At 72.3% G+C, this 21,451-nt stretch carries 19 protein-coding genes and 2 pseudogenes; 5 read left to right on the top strand and 16 right to left on the bottom strand.

What is annotated here, in order from left to right:
* Window positions 1-31: 31 nt before the first annotated feature.
* The 7 genes and pseudogenes from BJ999_RS20135 to BJ999_RS20115 form a co-directional block, all read right to left on the bottom strand.
* A complete protein-coding gene (locus BJ999_RS20135) occupies window positions 32-688 on the bottom strand; it encodes a TetR family transcriptional regulator (protein ID WP_179834723.1) in 657 nt (218 codons plus the stop codon).
* A 57-nt stretch (window positions 689-745) separates the two neighbouring features.
* On the bottom strand, window positions 746-850 hold the full coding sequence (locus BJ999_RS43640; RefSeq protein ID WP_229810678.1) for a lytic polysaccharide monooxygenase: 105 nt from the start codon (window positions 848-850) through the stop codon (window positions 746-748).
* 29 nt (window positions 851-879) lie between these two features.
* Window positions 880-1,119: pseudogene (locus BJ999_RS43635) on the bottom strand (lytic polysaccharide monooxygenase); the annotation flags it as partial.
* A gap of 515 nt (window positions 1,120-1,634) precedes the next feature.
* Window positions 1,635-2,672: a DMT family transporter gene (locus BJ999_RS20125; RefSeq protein ID WP_179834722.1), complete on the bottom strand. Its 1,038-nt coding sequence runs from the start codon at window positions 2,670-2,672 to the stop codon at window positions 1,635-1,637.
* Between the two features lie 127 nt (window positions 2,673-2,799).
* A pseudogene (locus BJ999_RS42170) lies at window positions 2,800-3,003 on the bottom strand (TetR/AcrR family transcriptional regulator); the annotation flags it as partial.
* A gap of 133 nt (window positions 3,004-3,136) precedes the next feature.
* Window positions 3,137-3,730 (bottom strand): lytic polysaccharide monooxygenase auxiliary activity family 9 protein, encoded by a 594-nt coding sequence (locus tag BJ999_RS20120; protein WP_179834721.1) that lies wholly within the window; start codon window positions 3,728-3,730, stop codon window positions 3,137-3,139.
* Window positions 3,731-3,983: 253 nt separating this feature from the next.
* A complete protein-coding gene (locus BJ999_RS20115; RefSeq protein WP_179834720.1) occupies window positions 3,984-6,875 on the bottom strand; it encodes a M36 family metallopeptidase in 2,892 nt (963 codons plus the stop codon).
* Between the two features lie 410 nt (window positions 6,876-7,285).
* Here BJ999_RS20115 and BJ999_RS20110 point away from each other — a divergent pair, with 410 nt between their 5' ends.
* A complete protein-coding gene (locus tag BJ999_RS20110) occupies window positions 7,286-8,011 on the top strand; it encodes a hypothetical protein (RefSeq protein ID WP_179834719.1) in 726 nt (241 codons plus the stop codon).
* A gap of 31 nt (window positions 8,012-8,042) precedes the next feature.
* Here the strand turns inward: BJ999_RS20110 and BJ999_RS20105 are convergent, their stop codons facing one another.
* The 6 genes from BJ999_RS20105 to BJ999_RS20080 are packed head-to-tail and all read right to left on the bottom strand — an operon-like array spanning window position 8,043 to window position 14,135.
* Window positions 8,043-8,915 carry a class I SAM-dependent methyltransferase gene (locus BJ999_RS20105; RefSeq protein ID WP_179834718.1) on the bottom strand — a complete coding sequence of 291 codons (873 nt, stop codon included), beginning with the start codon at window positions 8,913-8,915 and terminating at the stop codon, window positions 8,043-8,045.
* The gene (gene rfbB / locus BJ999_RS20100) at window positions 8,912-9,910 is read right to left on the bottom strand and encodes a dTDP-glucose 4,6-dehydratase (protein WP_179834717.1); all 999 of its coding nucleotides are present in this window, start codon (window positions 9,908-9,910) and stop codon (window positions 8,912-8,914) included. The genes BJ999_RS20105 and rfbB overlap by 4 nt, the downstream gene beginning before the upstream one ends.
* A gap of 37 nt (window positions 9,911-9,947) precedes the next feature.
* The gene (locus BJ999_RS20095) at window positions 9,948-10,901 is read right to left on the bottom strand and encodes a homocysteine S-methyltransferase family protein (RefSeq protein WP_179834716.1); all 954 of its coding nucleotides are present in this window, start codon (window positions 10,899-10,901) and stop codon (window positions 9,948-9,950) included.
* A 19-nt stretch (window positions 10,902-10,920) separates the two neighbouring features.
* Complete coding sequence (locus BJ999_RS20090) at window positions 10,921-12,039, bottom strand: trans-sulfuration enzyme family protein (RefSeq protein ID WP_179834715.1); 1,119 nt, start codon at window positions 12,037-12,039, stop codon at window positions 10,921-10,923.
* A 1-nt stretch (window position 12,040) separates the two neighbouring features.
* Window positions 12,041-13,348, bottom strand: a complete 1,308-nt coding sequence (locus tag BJ999_RS20085) for an aminotransferase class V-fold PLP-dependent enzyme (protein WP_179834714.1) — start codon at window positions 13,346-13,348, stop codon at window positions 12,041-12,043.
* Window positions 13,341-14,135 (bottom strand): hypothetical protein, encoded by a 795-nt coding sequence (locus tag BJ999_RS20080; protein ID WP_218935146.1) that lies wholly within the window; start codon window positions 14,133-14,135, stop codon window positions 13,341-13,343. The genes BJ999_RS20085 and BJ999_RS20080 overlap by 8 nt, the downstream gene beginning before the upstream one ends.
* A 281-nt stretch (window positions 14,136-14,416) precedes the next feature.
* Between BJ999_RS20080 and BJ999_RS20075 the strand changes: the two genes are divergently transcribed.
* From BJ999_RS20075 to BJ999_RS20065, 3 genes are all read left to right on the top strand, one after another.
* Window positions 14,417-15,769, top strand: a complete 1,353-nt coding sequence (locus BJ999_RS20075) for a nucleotide sugar dehydrogenase (RefSeq protein ID WP_179834712.1) — start codon at window positions 14,417-14,419, stop codon at window positions 15,767-15,769.
* Window positions 15,770-15,850: 81 nt separating this feature from the next.
* Entirely contained in the window at window positions 15,851-16,759 is a 909-nt protein-coding gene (locus BJ999_RS20070) for a formylglycine-generating enzyme family protein (RefSeq protein WP_218935145.1), read from the top strand.
* 9 nt (window positions 16,760-16,768) lie between these two features.
* Window positions 16,769-17,044, top strand: coding sequence for a MoaD/ThiS family protein (locus BJ999_RS20065; protein WP_179834711.1), 276 nt, complete (start codon window positions 16,769-16,771; stop codon window positions 17,042-17,044).
* Window positions 17,045-17,077: 33 nt separating this feature from the next.
* Here BJ999_RS20065 and BJ999_RS20060 read toward each other — a convergent pair whose 3' ends face one another.
* From BJ999_RS20060 to BJ999_RS20050, 3 genes are all read right to left on the bottom strand, one after another.
* On the bottom strand, window positions 17,078-18,226 hold the full coding sequence (locus BJ999_RS20060; protein ID WP_179834710.1) for a DegT/DnrJ/EryC1/StrS family aminotransferase: 1,149 nt from the start codon (window positions 18,224-18,226) through the stop codon (window positions 17,078-17,080).
* 79 nt (window positions 18,227-18,305) lie between these two features.
* The gene (locus BJ999_RS20055; protein WP_179834709.1) at window positions 18,306-19,505 is read right to left on the bottom strand and encodes a macrolide family glycosyltransferase; all 1,200 of its coding nucleotides are present in this window, start codon (window positions 19,503-19,505) and stop codon (window positions 18,306-18,308) included.
* Window positions 19,506-19,547: 42 nt separating this feature from the next.
* On the bottom strand, window positions 19,548-20,300 hold the full coding sequence (locus BJ999_RS20050; RefSeq protein WP_179834708.1) for a class I SAM-dependent methyltransferase: 753 nt from the start codon (window positions 20,298-20,300) through the stop codon (window positions 19,548-19,550).
* A gap of 134 nt (window positions 20,301-20,434) precedes the next feature.
* On the opposite strand from BJ999_RS20050, the gene BJ999_RS20045 reads away from it, so the two are divergent.
* Window positions 20,435-21,439 carry a methyltransferase gene (locus BJ999_RS20045; RefSeq protein WP_179834707.1) on the top strand — a complete coding sequence of 335 codons (1,005 nt, stop codon included), beginning with the start codon at window positions 20,435-20,437 and terminating at the stop codon, window positions 21,437-21,439.
* Window positions 21,440-21,451 lie beyond the last annotated feature (12 nt).

The following is a 21,451-nucleotide window of genomic DNA, read 5'->3' as shown; positions in this document are numbered from 1 at the left end:
GCGTCGTCGGTCTGCGCGTCGGTCTGCACGGTCAGCTCGGGGGTCGCGGGTCGTCGGGCGGCCGGGGGCCGCGGGCCTCGGACGCGGCGGCGGGCAGCCCGCCGAGGACGAGGTCGACGAGACCGTCCACGACGGCCTCGCGCGGCACGTCGTCGGCGTGGTCGAGCCACCAGTCGCCGGCCGTCTGCACCATGCCGACGATCGCGTGCCCCCACACGTAGGCGCGGGTCCGGTCCGCCATCTCCCCCTCGGCGATCATCACCTCGGCCAGCTCCCGGCTCACGTCCCGGATCATGGTGCTCATCGCGCTGTGCGTGGCCGTGTCCTCTGCGCTCGCCCGGTGCATGAGGAACCGGTAGAGGTTGAGGTTCTTGGAGATCGTCGCCAGGTAGGTGTCGATGGTGGAGCGGGTGCGGTCGCGGATCGGGTCGCCGCGGGAGAACTCGTCCCGGATCCCCTCGATCAGCTTGCGCGTGTGCCGCTCGGCGAGCGCCTGGTAGAGACCGCTCTTGTCGCCGAAGTGGCGGTACAGGATCGGCTTGCTGATCCCCGCCTCCGCGGCGATCGCGGCCATGGACGCCTCGGGGCCCTCCCGCTGGATGACCCGGTCGGCGGCCTCCAGCAGGGCACGGCGGCGACCGGGATCACGCCGTGGTCCGGGCCCCGGCGGGCCCGCCGCACTCGTCATGACAGCACGGTATCCGGGGGTGTTACCCGGTGACAACACCGGCCGGCCTCCCGCGGATCAGCCGAAGTCCAGGTCGGAGCACTGGCAGAAGGCGTTGCCGGTGTCGCCGATGTCCCACACGGCGAGCAGCAGGTGCCGGCCGTCACCCTGGTCGCCGGCCACCCGGTCCCGCCGCGCTGGTCGTCGAGCGGCGCCCAGCGCCCGTCGGCGCCGGCGCAGATCCTCCCGTCGCCCGGTTCGCGCTGCGGGAATCCCTTCGGGCCCTCGACGCCGTCGGGGTCCCACTGGACCTGGCCGCAGTCGCGGACCTGGTGCGTCCCGCACAGGTAGCTGCGGCTCGGCGGCGAGGTGGTGTACCCGTGGGACCACGCCGGCACGGCCGGCACCAGCGGCAGCCCGGCGGCCACGGCGAGGTTGGTCTTCCTTGGCATCCTGCTTCTGGTGCGGCCCATGGAGGACCCGGGCGGGCCCGGCGCCGGCAGCGCTTCGACCGGCCGCGGTCACCTGGACGGACCCCGTCGGGGGTCGGCGCAGTGCCGAGACGCCTCTCGGGCTGAGGCAGTGGACCGGGCGGACCGTGCAGGTCTGGACCGACCAGTCGGGGCCGGACCACCCGGCCCCCGCGGAGTCGCGCGACCACCATCGCCGAAACGGCGATCGTCCTCGTCGTCGTCCCGCTGCTCGCGGCCGGGTTTCCCTGGAGGGCACCGGCTGCTCCGCGCAGGCCTCGACCGCCGCCACAACCGCTGATGGGAGCTCGAGCTCGAGCACCTCACCCCCAATCCCAGGTGAAGGACATCCCCGCGCCGAGGGTGGCGCGTCCTGCGGAAGGAGAGCGCGGGCGGCCCCTGAGGGTCACCCGCGCTCCGCCGTCACGTGGTGTTGTGTTCGCACGTCCCTCCCGGGGGGGAGGGACGGCTCGTGATTCCCGACGGCGGTGGAGTCGTCAGGCGTGGTGGAGTTTCCAGACGGCCTCGTCCTGTTTCCAGGTGCGGGGGCCACCGGTCCAGGCGCGGTGGACGGGGATCCAAGCGCCGTCGTTGTTCTCACCAGTGCCGGGGCGGGTCTTCCAGGCGCCGTCCTTGATGGGGCGCGGGTTGGCGCGGGAGAGGAGCCGGACGGCGGCGGCCGATGCCACCACCACCAGTCCTGAGCCGATCCATCCGTAAAGCCCCGGCGCCTGCCCGACCACGACGAGCCCCACGAAGAGGGCCAACACCGGCTTGAGACTGGACGCCGTGCCGATCACCCCATCGGAGTCGGCGAGCTCGTAGGCGTAGATGTGGACCCAAGCGCCGACAATGAGCAGCGTCGACGCGAGCGCCATGGTCGACAACGCCCGTCCGGTGAACCAATGATCATCGCTCAGGGCGAGGATCGGTATCCCGACGAACAGGGCAGCGGTCCACCGCTGCAACCTGATGGCCCGGGGGAGGGCGCCCAGGCTGGACAGCTTCCCGGTGACGATCAGGGAAACGCCGCCGATCACGGAGGTCGCGCCCGCCGCCGCCAGCCCCCAGGCATCAGACCCGCCGCTGAACGGCTGGGTCAGCAACACGATGCCGGCCAATGCGATCAGTGGCCACACAGCATGCCGCAGCCGGGCCGGCCCGCCCGACGGGAAGGCCAGCCTCCACGCCGACACGCACAGCAGCCCCAGCGTCGTGATGGCCACCGCCTTCCCGATGCCCACACGCTTCAGAGCAGTCTGATACAGCTGGCCCTGGACGAGGGTGGGAAGCAGGAAGGCCGCCAGCTTCCAGTGGGTCCACCTCCACCGGGTCTCGGAGGTCTGCTCCTTGCGCTCCCGCGCCTTGTGCCACAAGGGAGTGGTAAGGCTGAAGAAGACCGCCCCCAGGACCGAACTGAGCGCCGACACCGTGACCGGCGAATACTCAGGGTAGAGGCGTGCTGCGCACGCCGTCCCCAATAAGCCGATGATCAGGGAGAGCGCTTCTGCGAGCGCTCCCCAGCTTTTTTTCATGACGCTTCTCCTTCGTCGCCCGGCCTTCGACCGGGACCTGGCCACATTGACCGGGCGAAATGAACCGTCCCGGAAACGGTTCCGGGCGCAACGAAGGGCTGATGCGTTCTCATAACGCGAGATCGAGCATGAGGAACCGGTAGAGGTTGAGGTTCTTGGAGATCGTCGCCAGGTAGGTGTCGATGGTGGAGCGGGTGCGGTCGCGGATCGGGTCCCCGCGGGAGAACTCGTCCCGGATCCCCTCGATCAGCTTGCGCGTGTGCCGCTCGGCGAGCGCCTGGTAGAGGCCGCTCTTGTCGCCGAAGCGGCAGTACAGGATCGGCTTGCTGACAGCAGGGCGCGGCGGCGCGGGTCACGCCGTACTCGTCATGGACAGCACGGCATCCGGGGTGTTACCCGGCGACAACACCGGCTGGCCTGCGGCGGGGGGCGCGCCCGCCGCAGGCCGGCCGGACTCCCGCGGATCAGCCGAAGTCGAGGTCGGAGCACTGGTAAAAGGCGTTGCCGGTGTCGGCGATGTCCCACACGGCGAGCAGGAGGTGCCGCCCGTGCCGCTGCGGGAGCGTCCCGGTGTGGGTGGTCTGGCCGGACGGCGGCCGCCCGTTGTAGTTCTGCTGGAGGAACGGCGTGAGGTCCAGCGCGTCCCGGGTCAGCGGCCTGGTGACGTCCCAGCCGTCCTTGGTGAGGAAGTACCGGAAGGACGTGGTGGCGTGCGCGGCGGTGAACTGCCAGCTGATGCCGAACGACCCGCCGGCCGTCACCTTCGTCGCGGGCCACCCGGTGCCGCCGCGCTGGTCGTCGAGCGGCGCCCAGCGTCCGTCGGCGCCCGCGCAGATCTTTCCGTCGCCCGGTCCGCGCAGCGGGAACCCCTTCGGGCCCTCGACGCCGTCGGGGTCCCACTGCACCTGGCCGCAGTTGCGGACCTGGTGCGTTCCGCACAGGTAGCTGCGGCTCGGGGGCGAGGTGGTGTACCCGTGCGACCACGCCGGCACGGCGAGCGCCAGCGGCAGCCCGGCGGTCACGGCGGCGGCCACGGCGAGACTGGTCTTCCTTGGCATCCTGTTTCTCCTTGGCGGGGGGAGGTACGGCGTACCCGGGAGTGGAGGGGAGCCGGCCCGAGGGGGCCAACTCTAAGGAAACTTTCCTTTCAGAAAGTCGCGTCGCCGTGCCGCCTCGTCAACACGACCGGCCGGGGTCGGGCACGCGGAGACAACGCCCTGGCAGGCATTGCCAAGCGTCCGGCCGATCGGCGCCGGCCCCGCAAGCGAAACGGGGGGCGGATGTATCCGCCCCCCGCCTGGCCTGCGCTGCCTACCGGGCGAACGCCTGGATCTCGGCGGTCCGGACGATGCCCGCGCCCGGGCTCGCTGTGCCGCAGTCGGTGCCCGACCGCGGGTCGCGGTCCTGCTCACCCGCGTAGGCCGGCGCGCCGGTGCACTGGCTGGACACCACGTCGAGCCGCAGGTGAGTCGCGGTGACGTCCCGCAGCTCGAAGGAGCGCATGATCAGATCGGGCGCCGTGGGCCGCGGCCGGTCGGCCGGGAAGGCGTCGGACGGGCTGGTGTAGACGGTGCGGTACGAGGCCGTCTGCGCGCAGTCGGCCTTGGAGGAGTCGCAGGCCAGCAGCCGGAAGGCGCGCAGCGCCGTGAACCGGTTCTGCGTGCCGCCCGAGCCCTCCGGGTCCCCCGCCGCCGACGGCCGCAGCATCGCGCTGACCTGCACCCGGCCGATCCTGACAGGGCGGTCGCCGGCCAGGTCGACGGTCACCTGCCGACCGGCGACCGGGGCCGTCACCGACTGCCAGTTGGTCGCCTCCGTCTCGTCCAGCAGCGCGGCCTGGGACGCGCCGTCGCCGGTCGCCGTCGCCCCGTTGGCGCTCGCGGCCTCGTTGCGGGACATCGCGACCGGCAGGGTCCGCTGCGACGCGCCGATCACGGCGGTGAACCTCCGGTGCCCGAAGCCCGCGCCCACCGCGACGAAGGTGTACCGGCCCGGGGTGAGCGCGACGGTGTCGCCGAGCGGGGTCGCGGGGTCGGTGTCGGCGACGGGGACCGCGCGGGCCTCGTAGTCGCCCACGTACAGCCGCACCTTGCCGCCCCTGGCGTCCCCGAGGGGCGTCAGCCGGACGCGGGCGTCGCGCGACAGGGGCGAGGCGAAGCTCGGCGTCGGGTCGGCGTCGGCGGGGCCGTTGCTGGCGGCGTCCTCCCCCAGGCCGTGCTCGGCGAAGACCTTCCACATCATCTCGTGGTCCCTGCCGCCGAAGCGGATGGCGTCGGCGGCCAGCAGGGCGTCGCGGTGGTCGACGTAGCTGACCGCGCCGCCGGCCATGAGCAGCAGCGCGTCGAACGACACCTGCGCCCACCGCCGGTTGCCCGGGCACTTGGCCACCGGCACCGTCCCGTCGGCGCACCTGCGCTGCGCCGCGGCGCCGCCGTCGCCGTACCGCCGGACGAACGCCTCACGCAGGTCGAACTGGGTGGCGGTCCAGATCTCGCCGTCGGCGTGGACCTGGGTGCCGACCAGGTCGTACCCGAGGTCGGCGTAGTTCAGCGGGCTCCGGCTCATGTCGTAGTTGCGGATACCGGCGCGCCGGTCGCCGGTGACGTATCCGCCGATGACGTACGGTGTGCGGCCGGGCTGGCGCAGCCCGTACTCGTTGAGGTACTCCATGGCGAACAGGTCGGAGGTGCTCTCGTTCATGGCGCCCGCCTGCGGCCCGCTCCACCCGGCGTCCGGTCCCGCGATCATGCGGCCGGAGATGGCGTGGGTGTACTCGTGCCCGATGACGCTCATGTCGAAGTCGCCGTCGACGCACGGCGGGTAGAACGAGCCCGCGATCGGCTGCCACAGGTACATGTTGGTGATGGCGGGGATCCCGTCCGGCGGGGTGATCTGGTTGGCGTTGTCGCGGACGGTCGGGAAGCGCGCCCCGGCCTGCGCGTTGCCCTGCTCGGGGTCGCCGCCCAGCCCGCCGCGCTCACCGTTGTCGGCCTGCATGTTCCAGGCCGACTCGGTGAAGCCGAGCCGGTAGGACCAGTCGTGCATCCTGTTGTGCTGGACGAACAGGTTGGACATGGCCGGTTCCAGATCCGCTTCCTGCGGGCTGTCCATCGTCGCGGGATCGCACTTGCCGGTGTACCACTGGTTGGTCCACGGATAGGTGTAGTTGCGGTCGGGCTTCGGCGCGCTGGTGCGGGTTCCGACCGTGAAGGGGTCGCTGCTCGCGCGGTTCTCGTGCGCCCTCGCCGCGTTGCCCACGGTCGTGGTGCTCGGCGCGCCGGTCGCCGGGTCGACGTCCCAGGGCCGTCCGCTGGAGGGGTCGCCGCCGACGGCGCGGCAACCCGCGGCGGGCGCGAAGCACCAGGTCTCCCGGGTGTCGCGGGAGGAATAGTCGCCGGGCGGGGTCGCCGGGAACACCGCCCAGCGCGGGTTGTCGCCGTCGTGGTCGACGAGGTTCTCCCGCACGAGCACCGAGCCGGTCCGGGCGTCGACGTGGGACGTGACCGCCTTAGGCTCGGCCCCGGAGGCGTCCATGAGCGTGACCTGGTAGGCGCTGCGGACGCCCGCGGCCGTGGGCACCGCCACGAGCCGCACCCTGCTGGGGTCGCCGGCCGACGCGGAGATGCCCGCGTCCCGCCCGGCGGCGACCATCGCGTCCTTCGGGGAGAGCGTGGCGGGCGCCGGGGCGGCGCCGTCCCGGGAGAGGGTCGAGGTGACCGAGACGACCTTGCCGCCGGTCACGCCGACGGCCACCAGCCCGTCGTGTCCGGCGGGCAGGCCGCCGAACCGCTGGCGCAGCAGCACGGCCGCGCCGTCGCCGATCGGGTTGACGGCGACCTTCTCCAGGGCGCCGACCGCGGCGGCGTCGAGGCCGAACAGGTCCCGGTGCCCGGCCAGGTACGCGCGGGCGGCCTTCTCCGGGTCCGCGGGCAGCCCGCCTGCGAGGGGCCCGGCACCGGTCACCGAGGCGGGGGTGCCGAGCTTGTTCCACCGCACGGTCACGCCGCGGGCGGCGCCCATCTGGCGGCTCGTCGGGGCCAGACGCCCCGGTCGCGCGTCCTTGTCGGCCGGTTCGGTGTGCTCTCCCGGCGGCCGCGGGCGGGGAGGTCGCGGCTCGGCCCGTCCGGGGACTGCGAGGCCGACGGTGAGGAGTGTTCCGGTGGCCGCCAGAGCGGTCACGGTGGTCCAGCGTGTCCTGGGCACCTTTGCCTCCTGGAGGCGGGCCCGAGGGCCCGGTCTCGGGGGGATCGACCGGCGGGGACGCCCGGCCGATCTAGAGACAAGCAGCGCTCACGTACCTCAACTATGGCGAATAGCGACATTTACGAAGTGCCGCCGGGCGGCGGTCTTCGCCCTTGACACCGCCGTTTCCCCCGGGGCCCCACGTCAGGCGCCCCGCCGCCCGCGTTGGCAGGCTCCCGTGACCGCCCGGCCGGATGACCGGGCCCGGCCACCGGCGCGCCGCATCGCGGTCCGAAGCCTCACCGGCACGAGGACAGACCCTGACCTGCCTGTGGTCTTCGGTCTTCCGGCGCCGGGGAGGGAGCAGGATGATCGCCGCGTTCGACATGCCGCGCCGGAACCGCGCGCGACGCGGCGGCGGGGAGAGCAGCATGAACTGGACAGGCTCACGCCGGGCGGCGGCCGCTTCGGGGGCGCTCGCCGGATTGATCGTCGTCGTCCCGGTGACTCTGGAGCCGGCGCATGCCAGCCCTCCGACCGGGCCCCGGCCGTCAGGCGACGCCACGGCCGCGCAACAGACCGGCCCGCGCACGCCACGGCCGCCTCAGCTCCCGCGGGACTTCCACGGGACCGGCACATGGATCGTCCGGGACCTCGGCATCACGGTCCCGTTCACCTGGGCGGGGAGAGACGGGGACAGCCAGATGGTCGCGGGCGGCCCGCAGTACCCGATCTGGTTCACGAACCTCATCTACAAGAATTCCCTCTACACCCTGACTTACAAATGGCCCGGTCTCAATGACCACCAGTGCTCGCGAATCCCGGGGTTCGACCTCGACCTTCTGAACCGGAAACTCAGGACGGCGCGGTTCGTCGGGCGGGAGATCCTGCAGCGAAGGCCGCAGCGCCACGTGAACCACTGGCGGGTCGGTGTCGTCGCTCCGCAACTGCCCCCGGGGAAATACCTCAGGTTCCCGCTCGCCCTCGGCGACATCTACGTCGACCAGCAGGATCCGACGACCTTCTGGCAGGTGCTGCAGTTCGGTCTCCAGAACCTCTACGACCCCGAACTGGACGAGTGGCTGGTGATGTCGACGTTCGAGCACGGTCCCGGCAGGGTCACACTCCCCCGCCGGTGCCCGCCGCCCGCACCGTGACATCACCAGCCCATGCGCAGAGCCTCGCGAACTACTCCCGGGCGGGCGCGACGGCCCGGATGATCAGCGCCGTCGACGGCAGCGTGAACGCCCCACCGTTGGAACGGTAGGGCCCGGTGGCGTCGGCGAAGGCCCGCCACGTGCCGGGGTCGTCCGCGGACCCGAAGCGCTCCGCGACCTTCTGCAGCAGCATCGGCGGCGTCACGGCCTTGGTGAACGCGACGCACTGCTCGACGGAGTCGAACGGGAACCGCACGACGAACTCGGTCACCGACACGTCGGTGAACCCCGCCGCGGCCACCTCGGCGGCGAGCCGCTCCGGGTCGGCCATGCTGAACGGCCCCGGCATGCCCGGCGGCGGGGGCGGCAGTTCGAGCCGCTCGCTCAGCACCCGGAAGCCCAGCGAGATCGTCGGCGCGCTGGGCGCCTCGCTCCAGACCGCCGCGGCGAGCACGCCGCCCGGGACCAGGAGCCGGGCGAGTCCGCGGAAGGCCGCGACCCGGTCCACCGCGAACATCAGCCCCCAGCGGCTGAGCACGACGTCGAACGAGGCCGTCGGCAGGTCGATGGACTCCACGTCCGCCTCGGCGAACTCGACGTTGGGCGTGCCCTCGGCCCGGCGCCTGGCCAGGTCGAGCATCGCCGGGGAGATGTCCACGCCGGTCACCCGCCCGGTGGGCCCCACCCGCCGGGCCGCCGTCAGGGCGGGCTCCCCGTGGCCGGTCCCGACGTCGAGGACCGTGTGGCCCGCCCGCACGCCGCCGAGGTCGAGCAGCCGCTCCGTCACCGCGGCCGCTCCCAGCTCGAACCTCTCCTGCGCCGCCTCCCAGTTCGAACTGAGGGCGTCCCAGGAGGCCCGCTGCCCCTGCTTGACGGCGGCCGGGTCGATGTTCGCAGCCGTCACGAGTTCACCTCCACGTCCCGCGACACGTGCAACGTGAGCGGCTCCCACCACTCGCGGTTGTCCCGGTACCAGGCGACGGTCTCCGCGAGGCCGGCCACGAGGTCCCGGCGCGGCCGGAACCCGAGCTCCGTCGCGGTCTTCGTGCAGTCCATCGCGTACCGGCGGTCATGCCCCTTGCGGTCCTCCACGTACGACACCGTGTCCCAGCCCGCGCCGCACTGGGCGAGCAGCCGGCCGGTCAGCTCGCGGTTGGTCAGCGGAACGCCGCCGATGTTGTAGACCTCGCCCGCCCGGCCCCTGGTCAGCGCCAGGTGCACGGCGCGGCAGTGGTCGTCGACGTGGAGCCACTCGCGGACGTGCAGCCCGTCGCCGTACAGCGGCACCTTCCCCCCGTCGAGCAGCTCGGTGACGAACAGCGGGACGATCTTCTCGGGGAACTGGTACGGGCCGTAGGTGTTGGAGCCCCGGGTGATCCGGACGTCCATCCCGAAGGTCCTGTGGCAGGCGAGCACGATGAGGTCGGCCGCGGCCTTGGACGCCGCGTACGGGTTGCTGGGCGCCAGCGGGTCCCGCTCGCTCCACCGCCCCGTCCCGATCGGCCCGTACACCTCGTCGGTCGACACGTGCACGAACGGGGCGGTGCCGTGGCGGCGCGCCGCCTCCAGCAGCGTCTGCGTGCCGAGGACGTTGGTGACGACGAAGTCCTGCGCGCACCGGATCGACCGGTCGACGTGGGATTCCGCGGCGAAGTGGACGATCGCGTCGTGGCCGGCGACGAGTTCGTCGACCACCGCGGCGTCCGCGACGTCCCCGTGGACGAAGGCGAAGCCGTGCGCGCGGCGCACCGGGTCGAGATTGGCCAGGTTGCCGGCGTAGGTGAGCTTGTCCAGCACGGTGACCTGGTGCGCGCCGCCTCCCGCCCGCTCCGGGTCGAGGAGCCGGCGCACGTAGTGGGACCCGACGAATCCGGCGCCGCCGGTCACGAGGATCCTCATGAGCCGATCCGCGCTCGGCGGGGGACGCCGCGGACCCTCATCGCCCGCTCCCGAGCAGCCGCTCGTGGGCGGCGGCCAGATGGTCCGGTGTCGTGCCGCAGCAGCCGCCGACCACGTCGAGGGAGAACTCCGCGTCCCAGCGGGCGATCAGATCGGCGAACTCGTCGGGCCCCAGCGCGGCGGGGACGTGCCGGTCGACGTGCGCCGAACGGGGGATGCCGTTGCGGTCCTCGATGTTGGGGTAGGCGCCGATAGGGCCCGAGCAGGCGTCCCGCAGCGCCCGCAGCGCCGTCTCGCTGTCGGCGGGAGCGGTGCAGTTGACGAGCACGGCCTCGGCGCCCTCCCGTTCGACGGCGCCGGCCGCCTCGGTCAGCTTCTCCCCCGACAGCAGCCGGGCGTCGGCGTCGCACACGAAGCCGACCCAGGCGCGGGCGCCCGCCCGCAGCGCCTCTTCCAGCGCGATGCGCGCCTCGCGCTCGGAGTTCATCGTCTCGATCACGACGAGGTCCACGCCCACCCGCATCAGTTCCGTCACCAGCCAGCGGTGCTCGGCCCGCAGTTCGTCGTCGGGCGGAACCAGGTCGGGCCGGTAGCAGTCCTCGACGGGCCCCACCGAGCCCGCGATCAGCGTGCGGTCCGCCTCCCCCCGTCCGTCCGCCCGCCCCTCCTCGCCGGCGCGCACCGCCGACTGGGCCACGCCGACGGCGGCGTGCACCATCCACGCCAGGCCGGCGTCGAAGAGGCCGAGACGGCTGAGCGCCCGCAGGTTGCACCGGAAGGTGTTGGCGGTGATCACCTGCGCTCCGGCGCCCAGGTAGCCCTGGTGGATCCCCCGCAACCGCGTGCGGTCGGCCTCGGAGTTCATGGCCCGGTTGGTCCACCACGGCCCGTCGACGCTCATACCGGCGCGCTGCAGTTCGGTCGCGGTCCCGCCGTCCAGCCGCAGGGGTCCCTCGCCTCCGGACCGACGGCCCCCAGATAGGTCGTTCATGTGTCCATCCCTCCGCAGTTCAGAGCGCGTCCATCAGGTCCCGCACCAGGTCGGCCGGATCCTCGATGCCCGCCGATACCCGAATGAGGTCGTCCGAGATGCCCAGCCGCCCCCGGACCTCGCGAGGGACGGAGGCGTGGGTCATCATGGCGGGGCACTCGATGAGCGAGCGCACGCCGCCGAGGCTGACCGCGCACGCGTACAGCCGCACCCGGTCCAGGAGCTTCTCCGGATCGCCGAGGTACTCGAAGCTCAGGATCGACCCGGGCGCCGACATCTGCCGGGCCGCCACCTCGTGCTGCGGATGCTCGGGCAGCCCCGGATAGTGGACGGCGCCCACCCGCTCGCACCCGCGCAGCGCGGCGGCGATCGCCTCCGCGTTGCCGACCTGCCGCGCCACGCGCAACGAGAGCGTCTTGAGCCCGCGATGCACCAGGAAGCAGTCGAGGCCGCCGGGCACGCCCCCCGTGGTGGTGCGGTGGGACGCCAGCTCGCGGTGCAGGTCCTCGTCGTCGTAGACCAGGGCGCCGCCGATGACGTCGGAGTGGCCGGCGATCGACTTGGTGGTGCTGTACAGGGTGATGTCGGCGCCGAACCGCAGCGGCTGCTGCAGCGCCGGGCCGGCGAGGGTGTTGTCCACCACGACGCGGGCGCCGGCCCGCCTGGCCCGCTCGCACACCACCGAGAGGTCGGCGACCTTCAGCAGCGGGTTGGTCGGCGCCTCCACCCAGATCATGTCCACGTCGTCGCCGAGCGCGGCGTCGAGCGCGCCCGCGTCGGTGAGGTCGACGTGGTCCACGGTGATCCCGTACCGGCCGAGGAGCGCGAACAGCGACCGGGTGCCGCCGTACACGTCGTCCGAGGCGATCAGCCTGCGGCCGGCGCGGAGCAGGGACAGCGCCGTCGTCCCCGCCGCCTGCCCGGAGCTGAAGGCGAGCGCGAAGCGCGCGTCCTCCAGCCCCGCCAGGCAGCGTTCGAGGGCCTCGCGCGTCGGGTTCTCGCCGCGCGAGTAGAAGTAGCGCAACGGGTCCTGCACCCGCCGCTCGAACGTCGCCGCGACATGGACGGGCGGCACCACGTCTCCGGTGACGCCGTCGGATTCCTGGCCGAGGTGGACCAGCCTCGTGTCGAAGCGCATGTCACAGGAAACGCGTCGTCGGGTGGTCGGTGGTCCACGAGCCCGGCCGCACCGAGCGCAGGGCGTCGGCCACGACGTCGATCTCGTCGGCGGTGTTGTAGACGGCGAACGACATCCGCACGGTCCCGAGCAGGCCCATCTCGTCCAGGAAGGTGCTGGCGCAGTGCACGCCGCTGCGCACGGCCACGCCGTGGCGGTCCAGATGCCCGCCGACGTCGTAGGGGTGGATGCCGTCGACGACGAAGGACACGATCCCGCTGGGCGCTGCGGCGGGGTCGCCGACGACCCGCACGCCGTCGATCTGCCGCAGCGACTCGACCGCGTGCCGCACCAGCGCCTCGTCATGCCGCCGCACGGCGTCCCAGCCGAGATCGCGGACGTACCGCAGCGCGGCGGCCAGGCCGACGGCCCCCGCGACGTTCGGGGTGCCCGCCTCGAACCTGGCGGGTACGGGAACGTAGCGGACGGGCTCGGTGTGGCTCACCCCCTTCACCGTCCCCCCGCCGACCTGGTAGGGCGGCAGCTCCGCGAGCAGGTCCCGCTTGCCGTACAGCACCCCGGTGCCCATCGGGCCGTAGGCCTTGTGCCCCGAGAAGCAGTAGAGGTCGGCGTCGAGCCCGCGCACGTCCACCGGCGCGTGCGGCACCGCCTGGGCGCCGTCCACGACGACCGGGACACCGCGCCGGTGCGCCTCGGCGATCATCTCGCGCACCGGGTTGACGGTGCCCAGCACGTTGGACACGTGGGCGACGGCGGCGATCCGGACGCGGGGGCCGAGGACGGCGGCGAAGGCCGCGGCGTCGACGGCGCCCCGCTCGTCGACGGGGGCGACCACCAGCTCCGCGCCCGCCCGCTCGCAGAGCCGCCGCCACGGCAGCAGGTTGGAGTTGTGCTCCATGCCGGTGACGACGACCTGGTCCCCTTCGCCGACCAGCCGGGCGCCCAGGCCGTCCGCGATCAGGTTCACCGCGTCCGTGGTGCCCCGGGTGAACACGATCTCGTCGGCGTGCTCGGCGCCGAGCGCCTGCCGCACGGTCTCGCGCGCCTCCTCGTAGCGGTCGGTGGAGGCCATGCTCAGCCGGTAGTACCCGCGGCCCACGTTGCTGTTCGCCGTGGAGTAGTAGTCGACGAGGGCGTCCAGGACCGCCTGCGGCTTCTGCGCCGTCGCGGCGTTGTCGAGGTAGACGAGCGGCTCGCCGCCTTGCGCGGTCGCCAGGATCGGGAAGTCGTCCCTGATGGATCTGGGAAGGAACGCCTGGTCCGCGAGCCGTACCGGAGATCCCCCTCCTTGCGGCATCACGTCAGTCATCCGGACTCCTCTCGGGCTGGAACAGGCTCGTGAACGCGTCGAGGAATCGCACCGGGAACGCGAAGACCTTCTGCTCCGGGTACGGACGGCGGGCCGGCGGCAGGTAGCCGGGGTCCCCGGGCCCCGGCAGCCCGCCCGCGCCGTCCAGGAGGTGCGGGCCGTAGAAGAACCAGCAGATCTGGCCGATCTGCTCGGTGAACAGGATCGGATGCACGTCCCGCGAGTACGTGTGCATGTGGCAGAAGGCCGCGAGGAACTCCCCCTTGGGGCCGAAGCCGTTGCCGAGCATCACGTGCCCGAAGATGTCGTGCACGGCCCGGAACAGGTCGTTGTGGCAGAACTCCACGCCGTCGACCACGACGCCCGACGGCCCGGACAGCGGATGGTCCCCGGCGGCCGGCGAGGGCCCGTGGCCCGAGCTGGTCAGGTAGACGTGTAGCCGTCCGGTCCGGTGCACGCTCTCGCGCAGGTGCCGCGATCCCTTGTACGGCTGCCCCTCTCCGAGCCACGGGGCGATCTCGATGCCGGCCTCGACGATCGACCGGAACTGCCGCAGGTTCTGGCGCTTCAACCGGTCGTAGCGCCGGCGCAGCCCCGCGTCGCCGCCGCGCCTGGGCGCGCGGTCGTAGTACGCCGCCACGGCCCGGCAGTAGTCCTCGTCCAGCCGGACGGCGGTACGGGCCAGCCGGGCGATCGAGGGGCTGCGCCCGCCCGTGGGGGCCCACTGGTCGACATGGCGCTGTGCCAGCGAGGACAGGTCGACGCCGGCAGGGCGTTCCTCGGTCACCATCTCCCGTTCCGGAGGTCACGAGCGCGAGGTCACTCACTTAACTATCATATAGCAAGTGATCGGACGACTCCAATGACCATGTCCGGAAGATCCCCGAGGACGAGCAGCAGGGCCCGCCGCGGACCGGTGGACTCGCAGGCCAGCCCAGGCCATCATCACTTCAGTAATATATTGCAACTAGGCCCGGCGGCGCCGAGCCGATCGGCGGCGTCCGGCGGCCGCGCGCACGCCCGACCCGGCCACCGCCGCAGGCGCGGAGAACGACGAGGAAGGCGACCATGGAATTCTTGTCAGATTCTCCCAGCCCGCGGATCGCGATCCTGGGGTTCGGCTACATCGGCTCGTGCATCGGGGTGGCGCTGGCCGAGCGCGGCATGAGCGTCATCGGCATCGACAGCGACGCATCGATGATCGCCGGGCTGCGGGCGGGCCGCTGCGCGATCCCCGAGCCCGGCCTGGCCGAGGCGCTGGCCCCGCTGGTCGCGAGCGCGCGGCTGGCGTGCACCACCGACTACGACGCCCTGCGTGAGGCCGACGTCGTGCTCATCACGGTCGGCACGCCCGTCGACGGGAACGGCGCCCTGCTGACCGCGCAACTGGAGGAGGTGTGCCGGCAGCTCGCACCCCGGCTGCGCGCCGGCCAGCTGGTCATCCTGAAGAGCACCGTCGCCCCGGGGACCACGCGCACGCTGGTCGTTCCGCTGCTGGAGAGCGGCGGCCTGGTCGAGGGGCGGGACTTCGGCCTCGCCTACTGCCCGGAACGGCTGGCCGAGGGGGACGCGCTGGCCCAGGTGCGCGAGCTGACGGTCATCGTCGGCGGGTGCGGCCCCGGCAGCACGGCGGCGGCGGCTCGGTTCTGGAAGGCGGCGCTGGACGTGCCCGTCCGGATCGTGCCCACGGCCGACATCGCCGAGATCGTCAAGCTGGCCAACAACTGGTGGATCGACGCGAACGTCGCGATGGCCAACGAACTGGCCCGGTTCTGCGCGCTGTTCGAGGTCGACGTGATGGAGGTCATCGCCGCGGCGAACTCGCTGCCCAAGGGGGACGGGCGCGTCAACATCCTGCGGCCCGGCGCGGGCGTCGGCGGGCCGTGCCTGACCAAGGACCCGTGGATGACCTGGCGCACGGCCCGCGACCGCGGCGTCCGGCTGCGGACGGTGGAGACGGCGCGGCACGTCAACGACGCCATGCCCGAGTACGCCTACGAGGTCATCAGGGACGGCCTCGCCAAGCTGGGCAAGGACCTGGCGTCGGCGCGGATCGCCGTTCTCGGCGCCGCCTTCAAGAACGACACCGGCGACCTGCGCAACACCCCCGTCAGGGGCGTGGTGCAGGCCCTCCAGGCGGCAGGCGCGGAGGTCCGGGTCTTCGATCCCCTCGCCGACAAGGAGCGGATCCGGTCGGAGGTGGGCGGCTCCCCCGTCGACGACCTCGAACAGGCGGTGCGGGGCGCCGACTCCGTCGCCTTCCTCGCCGGGCACCGGCAGTTCCGCCACATCGACCTGGAACGGCTGCGGCGGCAGGTCGCGATGCCGTGCCTGATCTTCGACGGGCGCATGCACTACCGGGCGGAGACGATCCGGCGGCTGCGCGACCTCGGTTTCGGCTACCGCGGGATCGGGCGGTGAGCCGTGGCGCGGACGGCACCTGAATGCTATATGTTTATATAGTTTCTGTTCGATGAGAACCATCATCTACAGGATGGCGCTGTGGCAGACCACGAGACGGCGATGCGCGGCGGCGTGGAGGCCGAGGACTCGGTCCTCATCGAAGGGGCGGCGTTCCGGCTCGGATCGCCGGAGTGGGTGCTCGACTGGCTGGCGGAACAGGACCAGCCCTTCCCCACGCCCTGGTTCCGCGACGAGACCCCGCAGACGCTCGTGGAGGTCGCGCCGTTCGTGATCGACCGCTATCCGGTCACCTCCGGCCGGTACGCGGCCTTCGCGGAGGCCACCGGGTACCGGACGGTCGCCGAACGCCGCGGCTGGAGCCTGGTCTACGGCGCCGACTACTGGCAGGGGACTCCCGGCGCGTCCTGGCGCCGTCCGGGCGGGCAGGACACCGGCTACGTCCCGCCGGACGACCATCCCGCCGTCCACATCGCGGTCGAGGACGCCGAGGCCTTCGCCGCGTGGGCGGGCGGGCGGCTGCCGACGGAGGCGGAGTGGGAGCTGGCCGCGCGCGGCCCCGAGTACCGGCTGTGGCCGTGGGGCGACGAGTGGTCCCGCGAGCTGACCAACACCACCGAGCTGCGGCTGGGCGACGCCACCCGCACCGCCACCGAGTGGCGCGCGTGGTGGAAGGAGCTCCAGAGCGACCAGGGCCCGATCCCGCTGACCACCCCGGTCGGCAGTTTCAGCCCGCACGGCGACAGCCCGTACGGGGTGTCGGACATGGCGGGCAACGTCTACGAGTGGACGGCCTCGCCGAGCCGCCTCTACGGCCCGTCGCCCGACTGCGACGAGTCGCTGCTGACCGTGATGGACCGCTTCCGCGTCATCCGCGGCGGCTCCTGGATGAACCTGCGTTTCCAGGCCCGGACCAGCGAGCGCCTGCACGGCGACCCCACCGGCTGGGCCTGCTTCGCCAGTGGTTTCCGATGCGTCCGCGACCCGTGAGGATGCCCCATGCCCCACCTCATCGTCCCCGGCAGCTGGCACAACGTGACCTCCGGCAAGGTGCGCTCGGAGCTGCCCGCGGCCAACCTGCGCGAGCTCCTGGAGACGTTCGTGAGCTCGCACCCGGAGGCCGGCTACCGGCTCTACTCCCCGGCCGGCGACCTGCTGCCCTACCACCTGTTCCTCGTGGACGGCGAGCAGGTGCCCCGCGCGACGCCGCCGGGCGACGTCGCGCTCGCGCCCGGCAGCCGCGTCGAGATCATCCCGCCGCTGGCGGGAGGCTAGGCGTCCCGCCCGGCCCGGCCCCCCGCCGCGGGGTCACCAGCCCGACCTGATGGTGTCCGCGATGTGGCCGCGCTCCTCCTCGGACAGCCACCAGCCGACGGGCACGTAGACCACGCGGTCGTGCACGCCGTCCAGACCCGGCAGCCCTTCCCGCGCGACGGCGACGCAGCTGTGGGCGTCGTTGCGCCGGGAGATCATGCTCGTCATGATCCCGGCGTCGGCCATCTTCCGCATGAAGGACGTGCGGTCCGCCACCTTCAGCGGGTACGCCCAGAACGAGGGCTCCCGGTCGTCCGCCCGCTCGGTGTGCTCGACGCCCGCGATCCCCGACAGCTCCTTGTCGTAGAAGGCGGCGTTCTTCCGCGTCCGGGCGAGCAGGCCGTCGACGATCTCCAGATTGGACAGTCCTATCGCCGCGGAGATGTCGTTCATCGGGAAGCGGTAGCCCCACTCGGCGACGTCGTAGTCGCCGTGCACCCGGTCGGCCTGCCGCTCGATGCCGAGCCAGCGGCGCAGCCGGGCCCGCCGGTGCAGGTCCTCGTCGGGGAGCACGATCAGCCCGCCGCTTCCGCAGGTGAGGATCTTGATGGCGCCGAAGCTGTACACGCAGACGTTCCCGTGGTTGCCCAGCGGCGCCCCCCGGTAGGTCGCGCCCCACGCCTGCGCGCAGTCCTCGATCACCACGGGACGGAATCCGTAGGCCTCCTCGGCCCGGTCGACGATCTCGCGCAGCCGGTTCAGGTCGACCGGATAGCCCAGCCAGTGGACGACGACGATCGCGCGGGTGGCCGGCGAGATCTTCGCGGCGAGGTCGTCGAGGTCGATCGTCAGCGTGGCCGGATCGACGTCGACCCAGCGCACGCGCAGCCCGTGGGCGAGGATCGGCCAGTTCGTGGCCTCGAAGGTCAGCGGCGTGCTCAGCACCTCGCCCGGACCGCCGGCGTCACCGGAGGGCTGGGCCGTCGCGGGGAAGCGATCGGGGTCGGCCACCATGCTGAGCGCGAGGTGGAGACCGGAGGTGCCGCAGTTGACCGCGAGGACCCGCGGGTTGCCGAGGCGCAGCGCCAGGGCCTCCTCGAACTCGACCATCTTGGGCCCGTGCTCCAGGCGGCCGCTGTCGAGCACCTCGGAGATCCGGCCGAGCGCGTCCGGCGCCATCGCGACCTTGAACAGCGGAATCATCGCGGACTCCCTCTCGTTGGGACGATGCCCGACCGTTTTAGTATCGTTTTTTAAAGTTACGGCGCGGTCTTCGGCCCGGTCAACGTCTCCGTGCGAGATAGCCCTCGATCACGTCGGCGGCGCGGGCCGCGCCGCCGGCCCGGGCCGTGTGCTCGCGCATGCGGCGCACCCGTTCCAGCGTGGCCCGGTCATCCGCCAGTTCCTCCACCGCCTCGCGCAGCCGCACGCCGGTGAACTCCGCCGCGGGGATCACCGTCCCCAGCCCGAGCTCGCCCACCCGCCGGGCCATCGGCTTGACGTCGAACGTGAACGGCACGACGACCATGGGCCGGCCCACGATCAGGGCGTCCATCACGGCACCGATGCCGCCGTGGGTGACGAGCAGGCGCGCGTGTTCGAGCACGGCGGGGAGGGAGACCCACCGGTGCGCCTCGACGTTCGGAGGCAGGGGGCCGAGATCGCCCGCTCCGACCCGGTCCCCCAGGGCCATCACCACGTGCCAGGGCGTGCTCTCGAACGCCTCCGCGCACTGCCGGTAGAAGTCGGGATGGTCGTTGAAGGTCGTCCCCAGCGAGATCAGCACCACCGGCGAGCCGTCTTCCGGGGGCCGCCACGTGCCAGGCCGCTCCTCATGCGCGGCCGAGCGCCCGACGAACGCGAACCGCTCGTCGAAGGTGTCCGCCGCGATCTGGAACTCGCGGGGGACGAAGACCAGGTTGAGGTCCTCGACGCGGTCGGCGAACTCCCCGGCCCGGTCCCGCAGGCCGTACTCGGCGAGCAGGGCGCCCAGCCTCGCGTTGACGACGCCCTGCGTGCGCTCGTCGACGCCGCCGGTCTCCTCGATCATCTCCCGCGAGTAGGAGTACGCGTGGTTGGAGGCGAAGCCCGGGTTGATCCGGCACGCGGGGCGCTTCCAGGCGGCCGCCAGCACCTGGCCGGCGATGATCGGCACTTCTCCGTACAGCACCAGGTCCGGCGCGTCCTCGGCGTAGTGCGCATGCGCCGCCCGCAGGATCGCCTCGTTCTCGGCGAGGTACAGCAGGTGCGGCCGGGCCGGGTCGTCGTCCGCGAACGCCTCGGCCGCACCCGCGGCCCCCGATGCGTACGGGACCACCTTCGCGCCCGTCCGCTCGACCAGTCCGGCGTACTCCGGCGACGTCACGTAACCGACGTCGTGCCCGCGCCGGACCAGCTCCGACACCACCGGAAGGGTGGGGAGCACGCTGCCGTGGTTGGCGACATTGACAAGGGCGATTCGGTGGGCCGCTGCGCTCCGCATGGCGTTAGCATCGAGCGCGAACTATATTAAAGTCAAGCAACTTCATCCGGTTCGATCGGTGCCGCCGGCGCGGACGCCGACGAGGAGCCCGGGGCTGTTCGGGCGACCGTCGGCCAGCGAGAAACCCGGGACGAACTCGACGGTGCAGCCGGCCCGCTCGAAGGCGGCCTCGTACCCTTCCCGGGGAAGCAGGTACTTGACGATCACCTCGGTGAACTCCCGGAACCCGGACGAGTCCACGATCACGAACCTGATCTCCACGCGGCTCGTGTCCCCGTGCCTCGCCGAATGCGTCATCCGCGAGATCACCTGGCCGTTCTCCCGGAACAGGTGCCCCGCGGCATGCCCGTCGAGGAAGTTGTCGGGGAAGTACCACGGTTCGACGATGAGGACCCCGCCCGGAGCGACGTGCGCCGACATCCTGGCGACCGAGTCGGCCATCTGCTCGGGCGACTCCGCCTCGGCGAGCCCGCTGCCCATGCAGATGACCACGTCGAAGGTCCGGTGGAGCTCGAAGTCCCGCATGTCGCCGGAGTGCACCGCGACGCCGGGCAGGCGCCCGCGTGCGACGTCCCGCATGGCGGGCGAGTGGTCGATCCCTTCGACGTGGTCGAAGTACCTGGCGAGGTTCTCCAGGTGGGCGCCCGTGCCGCACGCGACGTCGAGCAGGGAGCGCGCTTTCGGGGATCTGGACCGGACCAGACGGTTCAGCCCCTCGGCCTCCGCCTCGAAATCCTTCCCGCGGCTGCGGAACACGGGATCGTAGAGTTCGGCGTGTGCCGCTCCGTAGCTCATCGGGCGTCCTCCACGATGGATCGAGGCGAGGGCCGCTCACCGTTGCTTGTGACCCCAGATACTTTATATTCATAGAGTAACTCTCTGGCTGGGTCGGACCACGGCGGGCTGCCGCCGGGAGGGAGCAGGGGCCCATGGACGCGCAGCAGTCCGCGCTCTTCCTCTTCGAGGAGGCGATGGCCTTCGCCTACTCGGCCGCGCTGCGCGCGGCGGCCGAACTCGGCGTGGCCGACCACCTGGCCGATGGCCCGCGCACGACGGCCGAGCTCGCCGCCGCCACCGGGACGGGCCAGGGTGCGCTGTACCGGATCCTGCGGCTGCTCGCGGCACGCGGCGTGGTCCACGAGGACCGGCCGGGACGGTTCCGGCTGACCGCCAGGGGCGACGCGCTGCGCGCCGACGCGCCGATGTCCGCCCGCGCGGGCATCCTGATGTTCACCGACCGGATGTTCTGGACGGTCACCCACGAGGCCGCGACCGTCGCCCGGGACGAGGCGACGACGTTCGAGCAGCTCTTCGGCACGACGATCGGCGGCTACTTCGCGGAGAACGCCGACATCGAGGCGCTCTTCTACGACGGCATGGCCACGGTCTCCGAGGCCGAGAACGCCCTCGTCGCCGGGAGCTATGCGTTCCCGTCGTCCGGCACGGTCGTCGACGTCGGCGGAGGCAAGGGCGGATTCCTCCGTGCCGTGCTGCGGAGGAACCCCGGGCTGCACGGCGTCCTCCTCGACCAGGAGGAGCACGTGCTCGGCCACCACCTGCTGGGCGGCGACGACATCGCCGGCCGCTGGCAGATCACCGACGGGGACTTCTTCGCCTCCGTCCCCTCGGGGGACGTGTACCTGATCAAGCGCATCCTGCACAACTGGGACGACGAGAAGTGCGTGGCGATCCTGCGCAACTGCCGGCGGGCGATGAAGCCGGACGGGCGGGTCCTCGCCGTCGACGCGATCATCCCGGCCGGCAACGCGGCCCACCAGAGCAAGCCGATGGACTTCATGATGCTCGCGGCGCGCACCGGGCAGGAGCGCACCGAGGCGGAACTGCACCCGCTGTTCGAGGCCGCCGGCCTGCGGCTCGCGCGCGTCCTGCCCACCGCCTCGGTCATGTCGATCGCCGAGGGCGTGCCGCGCTGACCGCCGCCCGCG

Source organism: Actinomadura citrea, from assembly GCF_013409045.1.
Taxonomy (GTDB): domain Bacteria; phylum Actinomycetota; class Actinomycetes; order Streptosporangiales; family Streptosporangiaceae; genus Spirillospora; species Spirillospora citrea.
Note: the sequence above shows the minus strand (reverse complement) of the source record. Positions and strands in the feature narration are given on the sequence as shown.